The sequence below is a fragment of the Pseudooceanicola sp. NS-SX8 genome (assembly GCF_057380755.1).
Map to the genome: position 1 here is coordinate 2566572 of NZ_CM170819.1, position 19553 is coordinate 2586124.

General features: G+C 65.9%; 17 protein-coding genes. 5 read left to right on the forward strand and 12 right to left on the reverse strand.

What is annotated here, in order from left to right; translation table 11 throughout:
* Positions 1 to 30: 30 nt before the first annotated feature.
* Positions 31 to 2775 carry an aconitate hydratase AcnA gene (gene acnA / locus AC2IR1_RS11740; RefSeq protein ID WP_486472153.1) on the reverse strand — a complete coding sequence of 915 codons (2745 nt, stop codon included), beginning with the start codon at positions 2773 to 2775 and terminating at the stop codon, positions 31 to 33.
* A gap of 315 nt (positions 2776 to 3090) precedes the next feature.
* Here acnA and AC2IR1_RS11745 point away from each other — a divergent pair, with 315 nt between their 5' ends.
* A complete protein-coding gene (locus AC2IR1_RS11745; RefSeq protein WP_486472154.1) occupies positions 3091 to 3849 on the forward strand; it encodes a DUF1223 domain-containing protein in 759 nt (252 codons plus the stop codon).
* Between the two features lie 83 nt (positions 3850 to 3932).
* On the opposite strand, the gene AC2IR1_RS11750 is transcribed toward AC2IR1_RS11745, so the two are convergent.
* The 8 genes from AC2IR1_RS11750 to AC2IR1_RS11785 form a co-directional block, all read right to left on the reverse strand.
* Positions 3933 to 4886 carry a lysophospholipid acyltransferase family protein gene (locus tag AC2IR1_RS11750; protein WP_486472155.1) on the reverse strand — a complete coding sequence of 318 codons (954 nt, stop codon included), beginning with the start codon at positions 4884 to 4886 and terminating at the stop codon, positions 3933 to 3935.
* A gap of 45 nt (positions 4887 to 4931) precedes the next feature.
* Positions 4932 to 5879 (reverse strand): DMT family transporter, encoded by a 948-nt coding sequence (locus AC2IR1_RS11755; protein WP_486472156.1) that lies wholly within the window; start codon positions 5877 to 5879, stop codon positions 4932 to 4934.
* 296 nt (positions 5880 to 6175) lie between these two features.
* Positions 6176 to 7240, reverse strand: a complete 1065-nt coding sequence (locus AC2IR1_RS11760) for a FliG C-terminal domain-containing protein (protein WP_486472157.1) — start codon at positions 7238 to 7240, stop codon at positions 6176 to 6178.
* Positions 7241 to 7343: 103 nt separating this feature from the next.
* Complete coding sequence (locus AC2IR1_RS11765; protein WP_486472158.1) at positions 7344 to 7508, reverse strand: hypothetical protein; 165 nt, start codon at positions 7506 to 7508, stop codon at positions 7344 to 7346.
* Between the two features lie 215 nt (positions 7509 to 7723).
* Positions 7724 to 9031, reverse strand: a complete 1308-nt coding sequence (purB, locus tag AC2IR1_RS11770) for an adenylosuccinate lyase (RefSeq protein WP_486472159.1) — start codon at positions 9029 to 9031, stop codon at positions 7724 to 7726.
* A 232-nt stretch (positions 9032 to 9263) separates the two neighbouring features.
* Positions 9264 to 9893, reverse strand: coding sequence for a hypothetical protein (locus AC2IR1_RS11775; RefSeq protein WP_486472160.1), 630 nt, complete (start codon positions 9891 to 9893; stop codon positions 9264 to 9266).
* 146 nt (positions 9894 to 10039) lie between these two features.
* Positions 10040 to 10612, reverse strand: a complete 573-nt coding sequence (locus AC2IR1_RS11780) for an outer membrane protein (RefSeq protein ID WP_486472161.1) — start codon at positions 10610 to 10612, stop codon at positions 10040 to 10042.
* A gap of 189 nt (positions 10613 to 10801) precedes the next feature.
* Positions 10802 to 11386 carry an outer membrane protein gene (locus AC2IR1_RS11785; protein WP_486472162.1) on the reverse strand — a complete coding sequence of 195 codons (585 nt, stop codon included), beginning with the start codon at positions 11384 to 11386 and terminating at the stop codon, positions 10802 to 10804.
* A 401-nt stretch (positions 11387 to 11787) separates the two neighbouring features.
* Here AC2IR1_RS11785 and AC2IR1_RS11790 point away from each other — a divergent pair, with 401 nt between their 5' ends.
* The 3 genes from AC2IR1_RS11790 to AC2IR1_RS11800 all read left to right on the forward strand — a co-directional run bounded on the left by AC2IR1_RS11790 (position 11788) and on the right by AC2IR1_RS11800 (position 13972).
* Positions 11788 to 12255, forward strand: coding sequence for a DUF6314 family protein (locus tag AC2IR1_RS11790; protein WP_486472163.1), 468 nt, complete (start codon positions 11788 to 11790; stop codon positions 12253 to 12255).
* 161 nt (positions 12256 to 12416) lie between these two features.
* Entirely contained in the window at positions 12417 to 13022 is a 606-nt protein-coding gene (locus AC2IR1_RS11795; RefSeq protein WP_486472164.1) for a biotin transporter BioY, read from the forward strand.
* A gap of 200 nt (positions 13023 to 13222) precedes the next feature.
* Complete coding sequence (locus tag AC2IR1_RS11800) at positions 13223 to 13972, forward strand: heme-dependent oxidative N-demethylase family protein (protein WP_486472165.1); 750 nt, start codon at positions 13223 to 13225, stop codon at positions 13970 to 13972.
* A 175-nt stretch (positions 13973 to 14147) separates the two neighbouring features.
* On the opposite strand, the gene AC2IR1_RS11805 is transcribed toward AC2IR1_RS11800, so the two are convergent.
* The 3 genes from AC2IR1_RS11805 to AC2IR1_RS11815 all read right to left on the reverse strand — a co-directional run bounded on the left by AC2IR1_RS11805 (position 14148) and on the right by AC2IR1_RS11815 (position 17781).
* Entirely contained in the window at positions 14148 to 15152 is a 1005-nt protein-coding gene (locus AC2IR1_RS11805; protein ID WP_486472166.1) for a hypothetical protein, read from the reverse strand.
* 856 nt (positions 15153 to 16008) lie between these two features.
* Entirely contained in the window at positions 16009 to 17415 is a 1407-nt protein-coding gene (gene glnA, locus AC2IR1_RS11810; protein ID WP_486472167.1) for a type I glutamate--ammonia ligase, read from the reverse strand.
* A gap of 27 nt (positions 17416 to 17442) precedes the next feature.
* The gene (locus AC2IR1_RS11815; protein WP_486472168.1) at positions 17443 to 17781 is read right to left on the reverse strand and encodes a P-II family nitrogen regulator; all 339 of its coding nucleotides are present in this window, start codon (positions 17779 to 17781) and stop codon (positions 17443 to 17445) included.
* A gap of 156 nt (positions 17782 to 17937) precedes the next feature.
* On the opposite strand from AC2IR1_RS11815, the gene AC2IR1_RS11820 reads away from it, so the two are divergent.
* A complete protein-coding gene (locus tag AC2IR1_RS11820; protein ID WP_486472169.1) occupies positions 17938 to 19497 on the forward strand; it encodes an NAD(P)H-hydrate dehydratase in 1560 nt (519 codons plus the stop codon).
* The last annotated feature ends 56 nt before the right edge of the window (positions 19498 to 19553 follow it).

Sequence of the window (19553 nt, forward strand, 5' to 3'; positions counted from 1 at the left end):
GCGCCCTTTTCGTGAACTATCGAGGCAGGATCAGGACTTGGCCAGATCGCGCAGCACGTAGTGCAGAACGCCGCCGTGCTCGATGTACTCTTTCTCGATCGCGGTATCGATGCGGCACTTCAGGGTGATGTCCTTGGTGGTGCCGTCGCCGAAGGTGATCGTCGCGGTGACTTCCTGCAGCGGCTTGACGTCGCCGAGGTTCAGGATGTCCACGGTTTCATCGCCCTTCAGACCCAGGGTCTTGCGGGTGTCGCCGCCGGTGAACTCGAACGGGATGACGCCCATGCCGACGAGGTTCGAACGGTGGATACGCTCGAAGCTTTCGGCGATCACGGCCTTGACGCCCAGCAGGTTGGTGCCCTTGGCCGCCCAGTCACGCGAGGAGCCCGCGCCGTACTGTTCGCCACCGAAGACGACCAGCGGGGTGCCGGCGTCCTGGTATTCCATCGAGGCCTCGTAGATGGAGGTCTGCGCGCCGGTGGGCGACAGGGTGTAGCCGCCTTCGACGCCGTCCAGCATCTCGTTCTTGATGCGGATGTTGGCGAAGGTGCCGCGCATCATGACTTCGTGGTTGCCACGGCGGGAACCGTAGGAGTTGAACTCCCGCACCGGAACCTGGTGGTCCAGCAGGTACTTGCCGGCCGGGGTGGTGTCCTTGAAGGAACCGGCGGGCGAGATGTGGTCGGTGGTGATCATGTCACCCAGGATCGCCAGGACCTTGGCGCCGGAGATGTCCTTCACCACGCCCGGTTCCGCGCCCATGCCTTTGAAGTAGGGCGGGTTCTGGATGTAGGTGGAGGTCGGCGGCCAGTCGTAGGTTTCACCACCCGAGACTTCCACGCCCTGCCACTTTTCATCGCCCTTGAAGACGTCGGCATACTTGGCCTGGAAGGCTTCGCGGGTGACGACCTTTTCGACCAGTTCGGCGATTTCGGCGTCGGTGGGCCAGATGTCCTTGAGGTAGACATCCTTGCCGTCCGGCGTGGTCGCGATCACGTCGTTGGCCAGGTCGATGTTCATGTCACCGGCCAGGGCGTAGGCGACGACCAGCGGCGGGGAGGCCAGGTAGTTGGCGCGCACGTCGGGGGAGATCCGGCCTTCGAAGTTCCGGTTGCCGGACAGGACGGAGGTGGCGATCAGGTCGTTGTCGTTGATCGACTTGGAGATCTCGGGCTGCAGCGGGCCGGAGTTGCCGATGCAGGTGGTGCAGCCGTAGCCGACGAGGTTGAAGCCCACGGCATCCAGGTGCTCGGTCAGGCCGGCGGCGTCGAGGTACTCGGTCACGACCTGGGAGCCCGGTGCGAGCGAGGTCTTGACCCAGGGCTTGCGGTTCAGGCCCAGCTCATGCGCCTTCTTCGCAACCAGACCCGCGCCGATCAGCACGTAGGGGTTGGAGGTGTTGGTGCAGGAGGTGATCGAGGCGATCACGACGGAGCCGTCGTTCAGTTCGTAGTCTTCGCCTTCGACGGCGGCGGACTTGATCAGCGGCTTGTCGGCGACGACGGTGTCACCCTCGGCTGCCATGTCCTTGGCGGCGGAGGACATGTCCACGCCGCGGAACTCTGCCACGACCTTCTTGAAGGCATCGGCGGAGGAGGTCAGCGCAACGTAGTCCTGCGGACGCTTCGGACCGGAGATGGCGGGAACGATGTCGTTCATGTCCAGTTCGAGGGTCGAGGAGTAGATCGGGCTGTAGTCAGCATCACGCCAGAAGCCGTTTTCCTTGGCGTAGGCTTCGACCAGGGCGATGCGGTCCTTGTCGCGGCCGGTCTGTTCCAGGTAGCGCAGGGTTTCCGCGTCGATCGGGAAGAAGCCGCAGGTGGCGCCGTATTCGGGCGCCATGTTGGCGATGGTGGCACGCTGCGCCAGGGGCAGGTTGTCCAGGCCTTCACCGTAGAATTCGACGAACTTGCCGACAACGCCGTGGGCGCGCAGCATTTCGACGACCTTCAGCACCAGGTCGGTGCCGGTGGTGCCTTCGACCATGGCGCCGGTCAGCTTGAAGCCCACGACTTCGGGGATCAGCATCGAGATCGGCTGACCCAGCATGGCGGCTTCGGCTTCGATGCCGCCAACGCCCCAGCCCAGGACGGCCGCGCCGTTGACCATGGTGGTGTGGCTGTCGGTGCCGACCAGGGTGTCGGGGTAGGCGACTTCATCGCCGTTCTGGTCCTTGTCGGTCCAGACGGTCTGGGCGAGGTATTCCAGGTTCACCTGGTGGCAGATGCCGGTGCCCGGGGGAACCACGCGGAAGTTTTCAAACGCGGTCTGGCCCCACTTGAGGAAGGTGTAGCGCTCCATGTTGCGCTCGTACTCGCGGTCCACGTTCATCTGGAAGGCGCGCGGGTTGCCGAAGTTGTCGATCATGACCGAGTGGTCGATGACGAGGTCGACGGGAACCAGCGGGTTGATCTTCTTGGCGTCGCCGCCAAGCGCCTTGATGCCGTCACGCATGGCGGCGAGGTCGACCACGGCGGGAACGCCGGTGAAGTCCTGCATCAGAACGCGGGCCGGACGGTAGGCGATTTCCTTGGGGTTCTTGCCACCAAGCTTGCCCCAGTCGGAGAAGGCCTTGATGTCGTCGACGGAGACGGTCTTGCCGTCCTCGAAGCGCAGCATGTTCTCCAGCACCACCTTCAGGGCGGCGGGCAGCTTGGAGAATTCACCCAGACCGGCTGCTTCGGCCGCGGGGATCGAGTAATAGGAAATGCTGTTGCCGCCGACAGACAGCGTCTTGCGCGTCTTGGCGGTGTCCTGACCAACTACGATGGGCATGGAGATGGCTCCCTTCCGATGAGAATGAGGGGTTCGTGCTGACCTGCTTCTGCCCCAAAGGCAGGGGCCGATCAAGGGCCTTCCGTGATTTTAGTATACCTTTGTGCACAAATTGGCTGGAACGGCGGTGCAGAAGGGGGGCAGGAATGGGGATGGGGGCCCAAACCGGGCAATCCACGCGGAAAATGTTTACCGATTGGTCACCGTTGAGTCACACTTCGGGGCTGCTTCGGGGCTCTCTCAAAACCTTGATTGGCACTTGAGGGGCCGGTTGGGTAGGTACGATACAAGGGATGTCAGACGAGAGTTCTAGGAATGATTGCAAGCCGCAGGGGTGCTCTGCTGGCCGGAGCGTTGACCGCAGGTGCGGTTCTGGCGGGGGTGCCCGTCCTTGGTCATGCACAGACGCCGGAGAGCCAGCCCGCGCCGGCCCGCTCGCCCGTGGTGGTGGAGCTGTTCACCTCCCAGGGGTGTTCGTCCTGCCCGGCGGCGGATCGCATGCTGGAGCAGATGGTCGGCCATCCGGAGGTTCTGCCCCTGGCGCTGCATGTCGACTACTGGGATTACCTGGGCTGGAAGGACGGCCTGGCCGATCCGAAGTTCACCCGCCGCCAGAAGGCCTATGCGCGGTCCCAGGGGTCGCGGATGATCTACACCCCGCAGATGGTGATCGACGGGGCGGCCTTCGTGAAGGGCGCCCATGCGGTCGAGGTGGCCGAACAGATCGCCATGGCGCGGATCCGGCAGGCCCATGTCAGCCTGCAGGTCGAACGCGGCGCTGGCGGAGGCTTCCGGGTGGAGGCCGACGCCCTGCCGGGGCTGGCCGCGGGCGCCCCGATGCAGGTGATGCTGGTGCAGTACCTGCCGCACAAGTCGATAGAGATCCTGCGGGGCGAGAACGCGGGCAATCAGATCGACTACGTCAATATCGTCACCTACTGGCAGGCCGTGGGCGAATGGGATGGCACGACGCCGCTGTCGCTGGACCTTGAGGCGCCGACGGATCAGCCTGGCGCGGTCCTGTTGCAGCGCACGGGGATGGGCCGGATCGAGGCTGCGGCGCGTTTGCCCTGAGGTGAGCTGGGCCGGGTAAGTTGCTGCCGTCCAAGATGAAAAGGGCCGCCCGGGGGCGGCCTTTCGCATGTCGGGCGGTCGCCCTATTGGCCCGATTTGCGGCCTGAAGTCTGAGCCGCCTTCTTGGCCGTCTTGCGGGGCTTGTTCTTCCAGCGGCGGTGGATCCAGAACCATTGTTCGGGGTGCGCCCGCGTCATCGCTTCGAGGGAGTCGTTCAGCGCCTGGGACATCGTCTCGGGGTCGCTGTGGGTCAGCTCCTCTTCCACGACGACGTGGAAGGACAGGCCGTCGGGCTGGCGGATGCCGTAGATCGGGAAGAGCCGGGCGCCGTATTTCAGGGCCATTTCCGTGGCGGAGGTCGCGGTGCGGGCCGGATGGCCGAAGAAGGTCAGGTCGGCGCCCTGGTTGAAGTACTGATCCGACAGAAGGGCCACGATATTGCCGCCGCGCAGGAATTTCACCATCTCCGCCAGGCCGCGCCGCCCGCGCGGGAAGAGCGGCTGCGCGATGGATCCCATGGCGGTGACGTAGTGGCGGTTGAAATAGAGGTTGTTCAGCGGCCGGTAGAGCGCGCCGACATCGCCGTAGCGGGCGGAGATCTTGGCCCGGAAGGCGTCGTAGTTGCCGAAGTGGCCGGAGACGAGCAGCACGGGTTCGCCCGCCGCACGCGCCGCATCCAGCGCGGCAAGGCCCGGGCCGTCGATGGGCGCATCGGCCAGGCGCGCCTTGAATTCGGGACCCGAGTAGATCTCGATCAGGGTGCGGCCGGCGTTGTCGGCTACGGCGTGCTGCATCCGGCGGACCTCTGCCGGGGTCAGGTCGGGGCGCACCAGGGCCAGGTTGTCGCGCACACGGCGATTCCAGCCCGCCAGCGGGGCCACCAGGTGGGCGACGAGCCAGCCCATGAGCGGCACGCGCACCCGGTAGGGCAGCGCGAGCGCCAGGCGGACGAGCCCCCCAAGCAGGAGGTTGACGATATACTGGCCGATGCGGAGGCCGACCGGCAGTTCGGCGGGATCGGTGATGTCACGGGCCATGCTGGGCGTTGTCCTTCCTGGCAACCAACGGGGCGAGATGGCCGGTCAGTCGCGCCGGGCCGCGGCCCCGGGGGCGTCGGGTTCGGGCAGAACCGGCGCCTCGGGTGCGGGGGCGGCCTTCACCTCGGCCAGGTCCGGGGCGCGGGAGGCCCGGGTTTCGCGGTGCCAGACATAGACGCCGGCGCCGGCGATCACAAGCGCACCCAGGACGGTGGCCCGGTCGGGATATTCCCCGAAGGCGAAGATCCCAAAGAGCGTGGCGGTGATCAGCCCGGCGTAGGAGAAGGGCGCCAGCATCGCGGCCTCCCCCAGGGAGAGCGCGCGGATCAGCAGGAGCTGCGCCGTGGTGCCCAGCCCCGCCAGCGCCAGCATCAGCAGCGCGACCTTGGGCGAAGGGACTTGCCAGTTGGCCGGCAGGAGCAGCGTCAGCAGGATGGAGCCCAGCAGGGCGGAGTAGAGAAGCGAGGTCCAGGGATCTTCGCGGTGGCCGATGTGCCGGGTGGCAAGGGCGAACCCGGTATAGGCGAGCGCGGCGGTCAGCGGGAAGAGCGCATAGGGCGAGAAGACGGAGGTGCCGGGGCGGATGATGATCATGGCCCCGATCAGGGCCACGCCGATGGCCACGAGGCGCCGGGGCCCCAGCTTTTCCCCCAGGAAGAGCGCCGCGCCCAGGGTGATGAGCAGCGGGTTGATATCCATGATCGCGGCGCTTTCGGCCAGGCCCAGGTAGTTCAGGCCGAGGAAGAAGGCCGAGGTCGCCCCAAGCTGGCAGATCGACCGGAAGAGCTGCAGCCCGGGAAAGGACGTCCGGGCCACGCTGCGCAGGCGCGGGGCCACGATGACCAGCACCAGCACGACCTGCCCGGTGTAGCGCGCCCAGAGCGCAAGCACTGTATTGGCCTCTGCCGAGATGGCCTTGGCGCAGGCGTCCATGGCACTGAAGCAGAAAATCGCGAGCAGCATCAGCAGGATGGCACGGGCTGTCTGTGTCATGGGTGTCTCCGACAGGGGGCTCCGACAGGGGGCGCCGGGGACGGTAGGAGCGCGGCGGCGAACTGTCCAGAGGCGTCCGCAGGTCAACTTGCCCAATGGTGGGGCGTTCATCGGCCCGCCAGGTGGGCCGGGGGCTGGCCCGGGTTCGGCCAGTGATTGGAACGGTGATTGGGCCCGTAACCATGCCGGTCAACTGCGCGGGCAACTGGCCGGGCCCCTCGCCGGAGAGGCGCGGGGGCCTGTAGGCAAGGGGCGCCGCGTTGCCTGAAGGTGCGCCCAGGACGGGTGGGGCGTGATCAGCCTTCCTCTTCTTCGTCATCGCCGGCCAGCAGGAGGAGTTCGCCCGCGGCCTCCAGCTCCCGGATGGCGGCGACGACGGCGTTCATGGCCTCTTCCGCGTCCTTGGGTTTGACCTTGCCGCGGTCTGCGACTTCTTCACGCAGGCTGTCGGCGAGACGGGCGGACATGTTGCCCAGGATGTATTCGGCGGCCGCCGCTTCCTCCCCCGCGGTGGAGGCGGCAAGGGCGGTGACCAGCATGATCGGATCGAGCTGGCGCACGACCTTGGGAATGTCGCGCGGGGCCACGCGGGCGGGGATGTTGGTGTAGGTGAAGATCGCCTTGCGGACCTTTTCAGCGAAGTCGCTGTCGGTTTCGTCCAGCCCTTCGAGCACGTCGTCGCGGGTGGCGGCGGTGGAATAGTTGAGGATCGCCCCGACGCGTTCCACCGGATCCTTGTCGAAGACGCTTTCGGGCTGGGCATCCAGCTGGGAGGCCAGCGACAGGCCGATGCGGTCCAGCGCCTCCGGCGAAATGCCGGAGGTCAGTGATATGGCGTAGGTGATGCGCCGTGCGCGCGGCCCGGGCAGTTTCGACAGCAGTTCGGCCGCCTTGCCGGTGTCGAGCTTCGACAGCACGACCGCCGCGATTTCTATCGATTCATGTTCGGCGATCGGGCGCAGCTTCTTGATGTCGAGCGCGCGGACCCGTTCCCAGGGATCGCCGGTCTGGCGCACGCCGGCTTCCTTGCGCAGGCGGGCGGCGGTATGCGGGGAAATCTTGCCGTCCAGCACCGAGAGCGCCCCGGCCACGCCGCGCGGGAAGGTCAGGCCAAGGCCCTCCATCTCCTCGACGAATTCCTCCACCACGGCGGAGAGCGTTTCCCGGTCGATGTGGCGCATGTTGCCGAGCATCATGGTGAGGTCGGCCTGGACCTCCTCGGGCAGGTCCTTGAGGGGAACGTCGAGGCCATGGTTAAGCAGAAGGCGCACGATGACGGCGGCCTTGTGCTTTCGGCTCATCCGGCCGGGCTGTGGTGGCGCGGTAGGCTGGAAGGTTCCCAGCGGAGCGAGATCGCCCATTCATCCCCTCGTTCTGTAACGGCCCTCGTTCTGAAACGGGCTGCAGGTGCGGCCAGATAAGCAGCGAAGGGTTTAGAAAGGCTGAAACCGCGCCGGGGTGGCCTCAGCTGGAGACGATCTGTTCGCAGGCGCCGGTTTCGGCGTTCCACTGGCTGCCTTCGGCGCAGGCGGGCGTCTTGTCGCAGTCGCGGGTCTGGGCCGTCGAGAGGGTGGGGGCCGTCGAGAGGGCGGGGATGATGAGCATGAGGGCAGTCAGGGCTTGGCGCATGGGGAAGTCCTCCGGCTGGGCGGAGACAGGGTAGCACGGGGGACGGTCTTGCCAAAGCGGGGACGGGGTGCGCCGCGGCCCACCCATTTTCTGGCCCGAAATATCCCCGCCGGAGGCATGATCCGGTTGGGCCGGGCGGCGGCCACGGAAAAGGGCGCCTCCCCGCCGGGAAGCGCCCCTTCTTTAGTCACCGGCTGTCATTCCCGGATCGCGGATCAGCTTTCGCCGAAGACCCGCTTGAAGATCGTGTCGACGTGCTTGGTGTGATAGCCCATGTCGAATTTCTCGTTGATGCCATCGACGCCCAGAGCCTTGACCACGTCTTCGTCAGCCAGCAGCAGTTCGCGGAAGTCGAGACGTTCCTCCCAGACCTTCAGCGCGTTGCGCTGGACCATGGAATAGGCGTCTTCGCGCGACACGCCGGCCTGCGTCAGGGCCAGCAGCACGCGCTGCGACATCACGAGGCCGGGGAACTTGTTCATGTTCGCCAGCATGTTCTCGGGGTAGATGATCATCTTGTCGACGACGCCCGCCAGACGGTTCAGCGCGAAGTCGAGGGTGATGGTCGCATCCGGGCCGATGCCGCGTTCGACGGAGGAGTGGGAGATGTCCCGCTCATGCCAGAGGGCGACGTTCTCCATCGCCGGCACGACGGTCATCCGCACCAGCCGGGCGAGGCCGGTGAGGTTCTCGGTCAGGACCGGGTTCTTCTTGTGCGGCATGGCCGAGGAGCCCTTCTGGCCCATCGAGAAGAATTCCGCGCCTTCCAGAACTTCGGTCCGCTGCATGTGGCGGATCTCGATCGCGACGTTCTCGATCGAGGAGGCGATGACGCCCAGGGTGGCGAAGAACATGGCGTGACGGTCGCGCGGGATGACCTGGGTCGAGATCGGTTCGGGCTTCAGGCCCAGTTCCGCGCAGACGTGCTCTTCGACGGCGGGGTCGATGTTGGCGAAGGTGCCGACAGCGCCGGAAATGGCGCCGGTGGCGACCTCTGCCCGGGCGGCTTCGAGGCGGGCCTTGTTGCGGTCCATCTCTGCGTAGAAGCGGGCGAAGGTCAGGCCCATGGTGGTGGGTTCGGCGTGGATGCCGTGGGAGCGGCCGACGCGCACGGTGTCCTTGTGTTCGAAGGCGCGTTTCTTCAGCGCGGCCAGCACCTTGTCCATGTCGGCCAGCAGGATGTCGGCGGCGCGGACCAGCTGGACGTTGAGGCAGGTGTCGAGCACGTCGGAGGAGGTCATGCCCTGGTGGACGAAGCGCGCCTCTTCGGAGCCCACGTGTTCGGCCAGGTGGGTGAGGAAGGCGATGACGTCATGCTTGGTGACGGCCTCGATCTCGTCGATGCGGGCGACATCAAACTCGACATCCTTGGCCTTCCAGACGGCATCCGCGTTTTCCTGCGGGATCACGCCAAGCTTGGCCTGGGCATCGCAGGCGTGCGCCTCGATCTCGTACCAGATGCGGAACTTGGTGGCAGGCTCCCAGATGGCGGTCATCTCGGGGCGGGCATAACGCGGGATCATCGGCGACGTCCTTCTTTGCAAGGCTGCGGGATTGCTGGCCTCTTAAGCGAGGGAGGGCGCGGGGACAAGGTGCCCTGAGGGCAGCGGGGCGCGAAAGCACCCGAGGGGCCGGGAAGCGGCCGGGAAACGGGGTCGGGAAACGGGGGAGAAAGGGAAAGGGGCGCCCGGTGAGAGGCGCCCCTTCGAATGATTGCGCGGCGTGCCGCGGCCGGACCCCGAAATGTGGGCCGGATCAGAAGCCGTAGCGGTAGCCGACGTTCAGGGTGGTTGCCTTGACTTCGAAGTTCTCGGTCCAGCGCTGGAACTCGGCACGTTCGAAGGATTCGACGTGCTTCAGTTCGGTGAAGAGCGAGCCGACGGGCAGGGCGTAGCGGATGCCGAGGGACACCATGCCGCCGCCCATGTTGTCGGTGTTTTCGTAGCCGTAGCCCGGGTAGCTGTACTCGTAGTGGGATTCCACGGTGCCGAGGCCCAGGCCGACGTAGGCAGTCATCTTGTCATCGACGGTGAACAGCTTGCGCGCGTTCAGCATGGCCCAGCTGGTGGTGACGTGTTCGTCATCCCAATAGGCGTACTGCTGCTTGGCGGTCGACATGTCGACACCGAATTCCCAGCCTTCGATGCCGGTGTAGTAGGCGCCGATCGACAGCGCGCCGCCACCGTTCATCGTGTAGTCGTAGTGGCTGTCGTAGTAGTAGTCATAGCTGTCGACGGTCGCGTTGAAGGCGTAGCCGAGGGAGCCTTCGACGGCGAATTGTGCCTGGGCGGCGGAGGCGCCCATGATGGCGATCAGGGCCAGGGCGGTGGTTTTCAGATGCATGGTCGTAGTCCCGTGGTGCGGTCTGGTGGAGGAGATCGACATGGGGAAATCCCCTTTCCCATGTCGGGTGGTCACTCCTGGCGTTGGCTGTGCGAGGGTGGCGCGCGAGGGTCGCCCGCACGTCGCAACTGGCTGTTCTGCAGGAGAATTCTGTGAGAGCGCGCCCCTACAGGGGGGCGCGCGCCGGATCAGAAGGCGTAGCGGTAGCCGATGTTGAGCGTGGTGTACTGAACGTCGGACTTGTCGCCGTAGTAGACGTAGCCGGTGTCTTCGAAGGCATCGACGTACTTCAGCTCGGTGAAGATGGCGCCGGTGGGCAGGGCGTAGCGCAGACCGGCCGAGAGCATGCCGCCGGTGACGGTGTCGTCGCTCTTTTCGCCGTACCAGTCATAGGTGGCGTTGATGCGACCGAGGCCCAGGCCGACATAGGCGGTCAGCTTCGGGTCGATGGTGATCAGCTTGCGCGCGTTGGCAAAGAGCGCCTGTTCCCGTACGGTGATGCCGGGGTAGTAGGAAAGGGGCGCTTCGTTGCTGGACAGTTCCAGGCCGAATTCCCAGCCTTCCAGGCCGGTGTAGTAGCCGGCGATGCCAAGGGCGGTGGCCCCGTCCAGGTGGGAAGTGTTGCTGCCGCCCGAGGCGTATTTCCAGGTGATGTCGCGGTCTGCGACGATCCCGAGAGAGCCTTCCAGGGCGAACTGCGCGGAAGCCTGAGTGGCGCAAACGACGGCGGCAAGCGCCAGTGCGGTGGTCTTGAGTTTCATCTTGCGTTCCTCGGAGTGAGTAGGGGCCGTTGGTCTTGCCTTGCTCCGCCTGGGTGGCCGTGCCTGGGATAGAGCGGTGGACAGCGGGTGAAGAGACTGGGGGGGGGAAGAGACTGGCCGGCTGGTAGGGGGACGGGCCGCCGTCAGGCGGCCCATCCGGTGTCCTGTTCTGCCGGGCGGGCCCGCAGATCAGAAGTCGTAGCGGTAGCCGACGTTGATCGTGGTGTTGCTGACTTCGGTGGTTTCGTCCCACTGCGGGTAGTAGGCGTCGTCGAAGGCTTCGACGTACTTGATCTCGGTGAAGACCGAACCGGTGGGCAGGGCGTAGCGCACACCGGCGGAGATCATGCCGGCGAATTCCTTGTCCGGGGTGGAGCCGTAGTAGTCGCCGGGCTCTTCGTAGGAGTACTTGGTCCAGGCGGCACCGAGGCCGAAGCCGACGTAGCCGGTCATCTTCTCGTCGATGGCGAACAGCTTACGTGCGTTCAGCATGGCGAAGAGGTTCGCCTGATAGTCGTCATCGTCGTAGGTGTACTGACGCTTGTTGGTGCTGACATCCAGACCGAATTCCCAGCCTGCGAGGCCGGTGTAGTAGCCAGCCAGCGAGAAGGACGCGCCACCGTTGATGGCCCAGCCGTAGGTGCCGTAGCCGTAGTCCCAATCGATGACATCATCCAGCGCGTAGCCGATGGAGCCTTCAACGGCATATTGTGCAGAAGCCTGGGTGGCGCAAAGCGCAGCCGCCATGGCCAGGGCGGAAATCGTGAATTTCATTTTTACCTCGTGAGTCAGTCACTTGGGAGGTCCCCTGCTCGCAACCTCAATAGTTTAAACGAGCGTTTTCTCCCAATACCGATGGTTCTATTCAGCGTCAGCGGCGGGTCAAGACAACACGGCAACGTACTTGTATACCTGCAATGATGGGTGTGCGGAATTTGCCACGGTTTTCGCGCAGGAAGTGTACCGGTGGGTAAGTTGGCGTCACGCGGGACGCCGTGGGGTGCCGGTTGCGGGGCGGGTTCGGAGGCGGGGCCCGTGGCCGAGTCGCGGGGGGCCGCGCACCGGGGCGGGCGCCCTTCGGAGACGGGTTTCGCGCGGTGACCGCGCGGGGTAGGGAGTTGGGCCAGGCCCATCGGCCTGGGAACTGGTCGAAGGATCTGCCGGGAGGGGACGCAATGCATCGAGATGGGGCCCATGGAGATGGGGAAGCCGGGCCGGACGGGATCGCGGATTTCGCGGGGGCCTGGCAGTTGGCACGCCGGATCGAGGACCGGTTGAGCGGCCAGGCGGGCCGGTTCGACGGGCAGGCGCTGCTGACGGAGGAGGGCGCGGGGCGCTGGCTCTGGCGGGAAGAAGGCCGGCTGCGTTTCGGCGCAGGGGCGGAGATCCGGGCGGAGCGGCGTTACCTCTGGCTGCCGCAGGGCGCGGGAATCGCCGTTCATTTCGACGATGGCCGCTTCTTCCACGCCTTCGATCCGCAGCAGGCCGCACCTGGGGCCGCGCATTTCTGCGACCCGGACGACTACCGCGCGCACTACGATTTCCGGGACTGGCCGCGCTGGCAGGTGACCTGGGAGGTGCGGGGGCCGCGCAAGGATTACCGCATGACCACCCTTTGCCGCAGGCCCGCCGCCGGAGGTTAGCGGATTTGCCAGTGCCAATTTGCAGCTTTGCAAAGGGCGGGAATTTGCAGCGGCGGATTTTGCAATTTGCTTGCCCGGTAATCCGGCAAGGAACTTGCGCCAAACCGCCGCATGAGGCATCACGGGGGGAACGTTTTTGCCGGATATGGAGAGGATAACACATGTCCCACGCGATCAATGAGCGGGTTCTGAGCGAAACCTTCGGCCCGACCGAAGGTGCAGCACTGCGCATCAAGCAGGCCGTGCTGGTGGTCATGGGCATCGCCCTGCTGGCCATCATGGCCAAGATCCAGGTGCCGGTGCCCGGGTCCCCCGTCGCCATCGGCATGGGCACCTTCGCGGTGCTGGGCCTTGGCGCCGCCTATGGCCCGCGCCTCGGCCTGGTGACGATCATGGGCTACATGCTGCTGGGCATGCTGGGCCTGGATGTCTTCCAGTCCTCGACCGCCGATCTGAATGGCGTCGAATACATGATGGGCAGCACCGGCGGCTACCTGCTGGGCTACGTGATGGCCACGGTCGTTCTGGGCGTCCTGGCGCGCCGCGGCTGGGACCGGTCGGTGATGTGGATGGCGCTGGCGATGCTGATCGGCAATGTCGTGCTCTACATCCCGGGCCTGGCATGGCTGGGCAGCCTCTACGGCTGGGACAAGCCGATCCTGGCCTGGGGCCTGACGCCCTTCATCCTGGGTGACGCGCTGAAGCTGGCGCTGGCAGCCCTGGTTCTGCCGCTGGCCTGGAAGCTGGTGGGCCGCGCCCGCGGCTGATCCACAGCCACAGACGATACGAGAGGGCGTCCTTCGGGGCGCCCTTTTTCTTTGCCCGTTCGATGGCCCGTCCGATTGCCCGTCCGGTGGCCCGTTCAATGGGCAGTCGGGGCGGCGCGCAGCCCCGTGCGGCGGGATCCCCCTCGCGCCGGTCCGGGGCAGGTCCTAGGCTTGGTCGAGCGTCGGAACGGAGTGAAGAGATGGCGACGGAAGATGTGGTGGCCGCGCGCCCGGTGATCCTGCAGCAAAAGCTGCCCTACGAGGTAACGGAGCGCCTTCCGGGCATGTTCCCGATGCCGCCTGCGGACTGGATCATGGTGGACGATGCCTTTGCCGCCCAGATGGCGGAGCGGGAGAGCCTTTTGCGCGACTGCCCGGAGCGGGTCTGGCAGATGGAGGAGGCCGCCCGGACCGCGGCGGAAGAGCTGCTGGAGGAGGTGCTGGAGGCGCTGCGCGCGCGTGACGACTACACGGTCGGGGCGGAGGTGGTACGGCGCCCGGATGGGGTCGAGGTGGCGCTGGAGCGCAGCGCGCCGCTGGCCTTGCTGGGCCGGCTGGTGCAGCAGGATTTCTGCCTGCTGGAAAAGCGCGGCGATGAGCATGTGTTGACTGGCGCGATCCTGTGCTTCCCGGCGAACTGGACCCTGGCGGAGAAGTTCGGCCATCCCCTGATCCGGATCCATGTCCCGGTGCCGGTCTATGACGAGATGCTGGCGAAACGGGTGCAGCGCCTGTTCGACGGGGTGCAGGCCGGGCGGCCGCTGTGGCGGGCCAACCACCTGCGCTATGCCGATCCGACGTTGTTTGCCCCCATGTCGGAGAGGATGACGCGGGAGGAACGCCACCCGCGGGAGGGCGGCTATTTCCGCAGCGAACGCCAGAGCCTGTGGCGCCTGCCCAAAAGCGGCGCGGTGGCCTTCGGGATCCATACCTTCATGGTGCGGGCCTGAGACGCGGGGCCTGAGACGCGGGGCCTGAGACGCGGGGCCTGAGAAGCGGTGCCTGAGAAGCGCGCCCTGGTGTGGGGGCGCAGGGCCGAGCCTTGCCTTAGGCCATAAAAAAACCGCCTGCCACGAGGGCAGGCGGGAACCGAGGTTGGGGGAAGTCAGTCGAGAGAAGCTGCCGTCAGATCGGCAGCAGGGCCAGGGTTTCGGCAACCACCTGGGTTGCGCCGGTGCCCACGGCGGCGAAGACCGCCGAGAGGGTCAGCGCATGGGTGGAGATGCGGAAGTCCTCTCCCTTGATCATGTTGTAGGCCAGCAGCGCGCCGGCGACCGGCGGGTTCAGCAGGGCCACGGTGGCGTTGACCGTGTAGGTCGCCACCTTGTGTTCCAGCCGCTTGGGATCTTCTTCCTCCTCGGTGTCGAGCTCGGCCCGGAAGACATCGCGCAGGTCCTCTTCGGAGGCGGCGGTGCGGCCGGAGACACCTGCCGGATCGGTGCCGACCCAGGTGTTCTGGCGACGGGCCTTCAGTTCGGCCCGCAGGGCGTCGAAACGTGCGTCGAGGTGGCTCGTTTCGGACTGGATTTCCGGGAAGACGGCGGCCGCAAGGGTCGGGCGCAGCGGGCTGGAGGCCATGCCGCTGGGGGCGCCACCGGCCCGCGACGGGTGCATGGGGTGCTCCATCGGGGTGACATCGGTGTCACGCAGGGAGATCGGCGTGAAGGCCGACTGGAAGCGCGCGGAGGTCAGGACCGTTTCCCGTTCCAGCCACTGCACGTAGGGCGCGCCGGTTTCGGCGATCAGCCGGTGGACCAGCTCTGCCAGCATGGCCTTGGAGGCCTCGGGGTGGCGGCTTTCATCCCATGCGGTGTCGCAGACGGAGATGTGGACCCAGAAGGTCGGGTTTTCCAGCGCCTGGCGGGAGGCGTCGGAGAGATGGGTGCGCGGACCGGAGGACAGGACACGCAGGGTGTCCGGGTCGGCTTCCGGGGCGTCGAAGATCTGAAGTTCGACCAGCGTGTTGCTGGAGGCGATGGCGGCCTGGTCGAAATCGACCTGGGCCACTTCGCCCTGCTGACCGAAGGCGCGCAGGACGGCCTTTACCGGCTCGATCAGCTGATCGACCGCGACATCGCTGTCGTCGGTGAAGATGAGGCCGGCCTGATGGCACTGAGCGTTGTGAGACATTGTATCTGTCTTTCGTTCCCGATGAGGTTCTCTCGATGGTTGTCACTGTGACGGGCGAATCGGGAGAAAGTTGGTCACAAACCCGGGAATTTAACGTCTCGTTAGGAATTTTCGTGACGCTTCGCCGGGTTTCGGCCTCAGTGCGGCGAAATCATGTCTGAATTGCCTTTGAAAGGGCGTAATTCGGGTGGGGAAAGCCAATTCGCCTGTGTACCGCAGGGTCAACGACCCCTGGGAGCGGGCTGTGGATGAATCGTTTCGAGGCGAATACCCGTCAAGCGGGTGAAATCCGGACCGATCTCAGCCAGGATACGCCGCCTGGGGCCTGAATTTGCAACTATGTGGCGGGAATGTGGCGGAAAGGTTAACTAATATGTCAGCTTTGGCGCGAAGGATTGGCGCCGAAACCGGTTCTGTCGCCACCGGGTGCGCAAGTGCCTCGGACGGTTCGGAGACCTATCCTTTGGGGTAGGTCGCGGGCGGGAGACCGTTTCCGGGCGCGCAACAAATCGCCCCCGTATGGCACGGGCGCGGGACCTGGGGCCCGTTTTCGGGCGCTGAAGCTGGCGGATTTCAACCTGCGGTGGCGCGCCTGGGGCGCCGAAGGAGCGGTGGCCTATCCGAAAGTGCGATTTCGGGCGCGGGAGCCTGTGACGCCTCAGTCGCGGCCCTCGCAGGGCGGCCTGGGCCATATTTGGCCGGGGCTGGAATTCGGGCGCTGGAATTCGGGGGCAGGTAAGTGGAGGCAGGTATTCAGGGCGAGCCAATCGGGGCAGGGGCCGAGGGCCGGTACCGGATGGGCAAAGAAAAAGGGGCGCCCTGGGGCGCCCCTTCCGATCCGTGATCCTGATAGGGATCAGCAGGAGTAGTACATTGCGTATTCCACGGGGTGCGGAGTGTGCTCGTACTGTTCCAGCTCTTCCATCTTGAGGGCGATGTAGCCTTCGATCTGGTCCTTGGTGAACACGTCGCCGGCCAGCAGGAAGTCCATGTCGGCTTCCAGCTCGGTCAGGGCTTCGCGCAGGGAGCCGCAGACGGTCGGGATGTCGGCCAGCTCTTCGGGCGGCAGGTCGTACAGGTTCTTGTCCATGGCTTCGCCGGGGTGGATCTTGTTCTTGATGCCGTCGAGGCCGGCCATCAGGAGTGCGGCGAAGCACAGGTAGGGGTTGGACGAGGGATCGGGGAAGCGAGCTTCGACGCGCTTCGCCTTGGGGGATTCCGCCCACGGAATACGGACGCAGCCGGAGCGGTTGCGTGCGGAGTAGGCGCGCAGAACGGGGGCTTCGAAGCCCGGGATCAGACGCTTGTAGGAGTTGGTGGACGGGTTGGTGAAGGCGTTCAGCGCTTTTGCGTGCTTCAGGATGCCGCCGATGTAGTACAGCGCCTCGTCGGAGAGGTCGGCGTACTTGTCGCCTGCGAAGAGCGGCTTGCCGTCCTTCCAGATGGACATGTTGACGTGCATGCCGGTGCCGTTGTCGCCGGCGATCGGCTTGGGCATGAAGGTTGCCGACTTGCCGTAGGCCTGAGCCACGTTGTGGATGACGTACTTGTACTTCTGCAGTTCGTCAGCCTGCTTGGTGACGGTGCCGAAGATCAGGCCCAGTTCGTGCTGGCAGGACGCCACTTCGTGGTGGTGCTTGTCGACCTTCATGCCCAGACGCTTCATGGTCGAGAGCATCTCGCCACGGATGTCCTGGCCGTCGTCGATCGGGTTGACCGGGAAGTAGCCGCCCTTGACGCCGGGACGGTGGCCGGTGTTGCCCATCTCGTAGTCGGTGTCGGTGTTCCAGGAGGCGTCCAGCGCGTCGACCTCGTAGGAGACCTTGTTCATGGTGTTCGAGAACTTGACGTTGTCGAACAGGAAGAACTCGGCTTCCGGACCCATGTAGGCCGCGTCGCCGATGCCGGAGGAGATCAGGTAGGCTTCTGCCTTCTGGGCGGTACCGCGGGGGTCACGCTCATAGGGCTCCATGGTGTCGGGTTCCACGACGGAGCAGTGAATGCAGAGGGTCTTCTCGGCGTAGAACGGATCCAGGTAGACCGACTCGGTGTCCGGGATCAGTTTCATGTCGGAAGCTTCGATGGACTTCCAGCCGGCGATGGAGGAGCCGTCGAACATGAAGCCTTCGTCGAGGAAGTCTTCGTCGACCTGATCGGCCATCACGGTGACGTGCTGCAGTTTGCCCCGCGGATCGGTGAAGCGGATGTCGACGTATGCGACGTCCTCGTCAGCGATCAGCTTCAGAACATTGTCCTTGCTCATTCCCTTTTCCCTTCGGTTTTGAGTCTCTTAAAGTGCGTCCGTACCGGTTTCGCCGGTCCGGATGCGAATGGCTTGCTCGACCGGCGAAACGAAGATCTTGCCGTCGCCGATTTTCTCGGTCTTGGCGGCATCAATGATCGCCTGGATCGCGCCATCCACCTGGTCGTCGTCGAGAACTGCCTCGATTTTCACCTTCGGCAGGAAGTCGACGACATATTCTGCGCCGCGATAGAGTTCGGTGTGACCCTTCTGGCGACCGAAGCCCTTGACCTCGATCACGGAGAGCCCCTGAACGCCCACGTCCTGAAGCGCCTCCTTCACCTCATCAAGCTTGAACGGCTTGATGACCGCTTCGATCTTCTTCATGGGAAACTCCTCACAGTAACGTCGCATCGGTCAGACCACTTTCGCAGCGCCCTCACAATTGGCTAGAGTGAAACGCGCGGAGTGGCCAGAGATGGCGTGAAAATCGCGCGTTAATTTGTGGCGGGTCGCTCAAAAAGTGAGCAGTCTGGGAAAAACATGACAAATCTCCTGACCGGTGCGCAGATGCGTGCGGTGGAAACGGCGGCGATGGCGGCCGGAGAGTGCAGCGGCACGGCCCTGATGGAGGCCGCGGGCGCCGCCGTGGTGGCGCAGATTTATCACGTATGGCCAAAGCTTTACGATTCGGAGGAGCTGCGGGCGCTGGTGCTTTGCGGGCCCGGCAACAACGGCGGAGATGGATTCGTCGTGGCGCGGCGGCTGGCGGAGCGCGGCTGGCGGGTGTCGGTCGTGCTTTTCGGCGATCCGGAGCGGCTTTCGGGGGATGCGGCACGAAATTGCACGCTATGGCGGCGCATGGGAGAGGTCCTGTCGCCAGAGGCCTTGCCGGGCCTGCTGAGCCGGGGTGCGGCGGCGGATCTGGTGGTGGATGCGCTGTTCGGGACCGGGCTGGCACGGCCCCTGTCGGCAGAGGTCGCAGAGGCGCTGGTCGCGGCCCTGCGGGCCTCCGCGCGGGGCGTGGCGGTGGATATCCTTTCGGGGCTTTGTGCCGATTGCGGCCAGGTGCTGGGCGGGGTGGAGGCCGTGGCGGTGGATCTGACCGTGACCTTCCACAGGGCGAAGCCGGGGCATGTGCTGGGCGCGGGGGGCGCCCTGTCGGGGCAGCTGGCGGTTGCCGATATCGGGCTGGACGGCGCCCGGGACGCGGCGCGGGCCGGAGGTCCGGTGGCGCATCTGGTCGGGGCTGCCGATTGCGCGATGGTCGCGCGGAAGGATGTTGGGGGGCACAAGTATGTTCATGGTCACGCCCTGATCCTGACGGGTGGGCCTGGGCGGACGGGCGCGGCCCGCCTTGCGGCGCGTGCGGCGCTGCGCGTGGGGGCGGGGCTGGTGACGCTGGGGGTGCCGCCGGCGGCCCAGATGGAAGTGGCGATGCAGATCACCGCGCTGATGCTGGCCCGGGTGCCCGATGCCGCGGCGCTGCGGGATCTGCTGGCGGATCCGCGATACAATGCGCTCTGCCTCGGGCCGGCCCTGGGGCTGGACGACCGGGCGCGGGATCTGGTCGCGGCAGCGCTGGAGGCGGAGCGGCATGCCGTGCTGGATGCCGATGCGTTGAGCCTTTTTGCCGGGGATCCGGATGCGCTTTTTGCACGGACCCGGGGCGGGCAGGTGGTGCTGACCCCGCATGGGGGCGAATTCGCGCGCCTCTTCCCCGATCTGGCGGCCCGGCTGGCGGAGACGCCGGAGGCGGGGCCGGGCTATTCCAGGATAGATGCGGTGCGGGATGCGGCGGCGCGCGCGGGCTGCGTGGTGCTGCTGAAGGGGGCCGATACGGTGATTGCCGCGCCCGATGGCAGCGTGCGGGTGCATGCGGCCCTGCGCGAGAGGGCCTGCCCCTGGCTGGCCACTGCCGGGGCGGGGGATGTGCTGGCGGGGCTGATTGCGGGGCTGATGGCGCGCGGCATGGCGCCGCTGGATGCGGCCGCCCGGGGCGCATGGCTGCACGTGGAGGCCGCCCGGCAGACGGGCCCGGGACTGATCGCGGAAGACCTGCCGGAGAACATGCCCGGGGTTTTGCGCGGCCTTCTCGAATAAACGAGTGAGTATATAGTGGGGCAAATCTGCCTGCAGCAGGGTGCGTTGCGCCGCGA